General features: G+C 51.9%; 1 protein-coding gene. It reads right to left on the reverse strand.

Translation table 11 applies throughout. The features are described from left to right. On the reverse strand, positions 1-233 hold a 233-nt coding region (locus tag RN22_RS25345), incomplete at both ends, for a hypothetical protein (RefSeq protein WP_046308521.1).

The raw sequence follows: 233 nt of genomic DNA on the forward strand, positions 1-233 counted from the left end.
GTGATATTGGCCTTGTAGCCATTAGAGGCATTGAGTACGACTTCTTTCAGGAAAGTGCCGGACTTGGTGTAAACATGCACCTTGCCGTTATAGTCTGCCCCGAAGTTGGCCTGATGAAGGCCGTCATTAAAGTTGAGCTGCACCGTGCTGTTGGTGGTGGAGGTGTTGGTCATATTGACCGTCCAGCCGACCCAACCATCTTCCGCCGCATTCTGCAAATGGGTAATGCTGGC

The organism is Grimontia sp. AD028, from assembly GCF_000973155.1.
GTDB classification, from domain to species: Bacteria; Pseudomonadota; Gammaproteobacteria; order Enterobacterales; family Vibrionaceae; genus Enterovibrio; species Enterovibrio indicus.